The organism is Pseudoalteromonas sp. HM-SA03 (assembly GCF_002289345.1).
Lineage (GTDB): Bacteria > Pseudomonadota > Gammaproteobacteria > Enterobacterales > Alteromonadaceae > Pseudoalteromonas.
In genome coordinates this window covers 1,493-3,600 of the sequence record NZ_NSDG01000009.1, presented here as the reverse complement: position 1 = coordinate 3,600, position 2,108 = coordinate 1,493, and the positions used below count along the sequence as shown (strand labels likewise).

The 2,108-nt window shown below is 45.6% G+C and carries 2 protein-coding genes; both read right to left on the bottom strand.

What is annotated here, in order from left to right:
• Positions 1-112 precede the first annotated feature (112 nt).
• Positions 113-1,042, bottom strand: a complete 930-nt coding sequence (locus CKO50_RS01870) for an SUMF1/EgtB/PvdO family nonheme iron enzyme (protein ID WP_095726771.1) — start codon at positions 1,040-1,042, stop codon at positions 113-115.
• A gap of 146 nt (positions 1,043-1,188) precedes the next feature.
• On the bottom strand, positions 1,189-2,022 hold the full coding sequence (locus CKO50_RS01865; protein WP_255229010.1) for an SUMF1/EgtB/PvdO family nonheme iron enzyme: 834 nt from the start codon (positions 2,020-2,022) through the stop codon (positions 1,189-1,191).
• Between the last annotated feature and the right edge of the window lie 86 nt (positions 2,023-2,108).

Below are 2,108 nucleotides of genomic sequence, written 5' to 3'. Positions count from 1 at the left end.
CTTATTTATCCTTAGTGCAGCTCAAGCATACCAAGCGTACAGGCGAAATCAAAATTGCTACAGCATAAAGTTAGTAGTTTGAATAAACGCTGACTTTTACGATGACAATGAACTAGTTAATTGATTGAACAGGAATTGGCTTCGCTTGATTTAGAGCACAACGAAAACCAGTAACTCTGTACGCTTTTTCCAATTTTTCAGATTCTTGGCGGGTATATACATTACTACCGCGAGGAGATTCCAAGAACATCCCGCCACGCCTTACTTTTTTGGTTCCCGATTTAGGTCCTTTGGGATCTAATTCTAGGGAGTGTTGATAATAATCTTCAGCCCACCAGTCATTGACCCACTCAATCATATTGCCGCTTAAATCATAAAATCCTAATGGGTTAGCGGGGTATGTGCCAGAAGGCTCCGCATAATCAGTATTTAGTTCATAATTCCGGCCTTCTTCTATCCGCCCGTTATCTGTGGCAAAAAGAATATTCTCGCCACGGTTTCGTGCTGCAAATTCCCATTGTGCTTCTGTTGGTAAATCAATTGGGAGTTGTGTGAGTTTTGCCAGCCATAAACAATAGTTCTTAGCACCATACCAACTCACTCCCGCAGGGAATTCAGGTGCGCGCCAAACTTCCCCTTTACCCCAATCCTCCCACATGGTTTTTGGTAGGTCGTTTACTNNNAAATCGCCATAGCTTACCTCATAAGCGCCCATCGAATAGCTGGTAAGGGTCACCTTATGAGCGGGTTTATTGTCGTGGGCTATGGTCCAAGGCAAGTTATTAGGACCACCGCCATCGCCCATCATAAAGCTGCCGCCTTCAACAAACACCATTTGGGCTTTAGTGCGCTCAATCAGTGTTTGCACTTGTTTGTCTTGCTCGCCAGTAAGCGCGTCTATTTGTTGGCCAAGGTTGTCACACCCGGTCATTACCAAACACAGTACTGCGAGGCTGGGAACGGTTGTGTATTGATTGGCGAGAATATTGCGCCGGTTAATGTTGGCAAAGTGGGGGAGTGAATGTATCCGTTTATTTTCCATATGGTGACTTTCCGTATGTTACTTATTTATCCTTAGTGCAGCTCAAGCATACCAAGGGTACAGGCGAGCTCAAAATCACCCCAGCATAAAGTAAGCAGTTTGAATAAACGCTGACTTTTTACGGTGATAAATGAGATGACAATGAATTAGTTAACTGATTGAACAGAAAGTGGCTTCGCTTGATATAGCGCGCAGCGAAAGCCTATCGCGCGATAGGCCTCATCAAGTTCATCGGACTCTTGGCGCGTATATACATTGCTGCCACGGGGAGATTCTAAAAACATCCCGCCACGCATGACCTTTTTTGTGCCTTCTTTTGGCCCTTTAGGATCCTGTTCTGGGGAGTGTTGATAGTAATCCTCAGCCCACCAGTCATTGACCCACTCAATCATATTGCCGCTTAAGTCATAAAACCCCAATGGGTTAGGTGGATAGGTGCCACTAATATGCGGTTCAGGCTCTTCGGCGAGAGAGTAATTTACACCGAGTTCAAGCATACCAGTATTGGTGGCAAACAAAATGTTTTCACCACGGTTTCGTGCTGAAAATTCCCATTGTGCTTCTGTTGGTAAATCAATTGGGAGTTGTGTGAGTTTCGCCAGCCATAAACAATAGTTCTTAGCACCATACCAACTTACGCCTGCAGGAAAGTCAGGGGCGCGCCAGAATTCATCTTTATCCCATTCTTCCCACACGGTTTTTGGCAGGTCATTTACTGCGGTATATAAATCAAAATCGCCATAGTTTACCTCATAAGCGCCCATCGAATAGCTGGTAAGGGTCACCTTATGAGCGGGTTTATTATCGCGGGCTATGGTCCAAGGCAAGTTATTAGGACCTCCGCCATCGCCCATCATAAAGCTGCCGCCTTCAACAAACACCATTTGGGCTTTAGTGCGCTCAATAAGTGCCTGTACTTGTTTGTCTTGCTCGCCAGTAAGCGCGTCTATTTGTTGGCCTAGGTCGTCACACCCTGTCATTACCACACACAGTACTGCGAGGCTGGGAACGGTTGTGTATTTATTGGTGATAATATTGCGGCGGTTAATGTTGGCAAAGTGGGAGG

Excerpts from the sequence above, each read along its gene's own strand:
- CKO50_RS01865 (WP_255229010.1), bottom strand. The coding sequence starts at position 2,022 with ATGACAGGGTGTGACGACCTAGGCCAACAAATAGACGCGCTTACTGGC.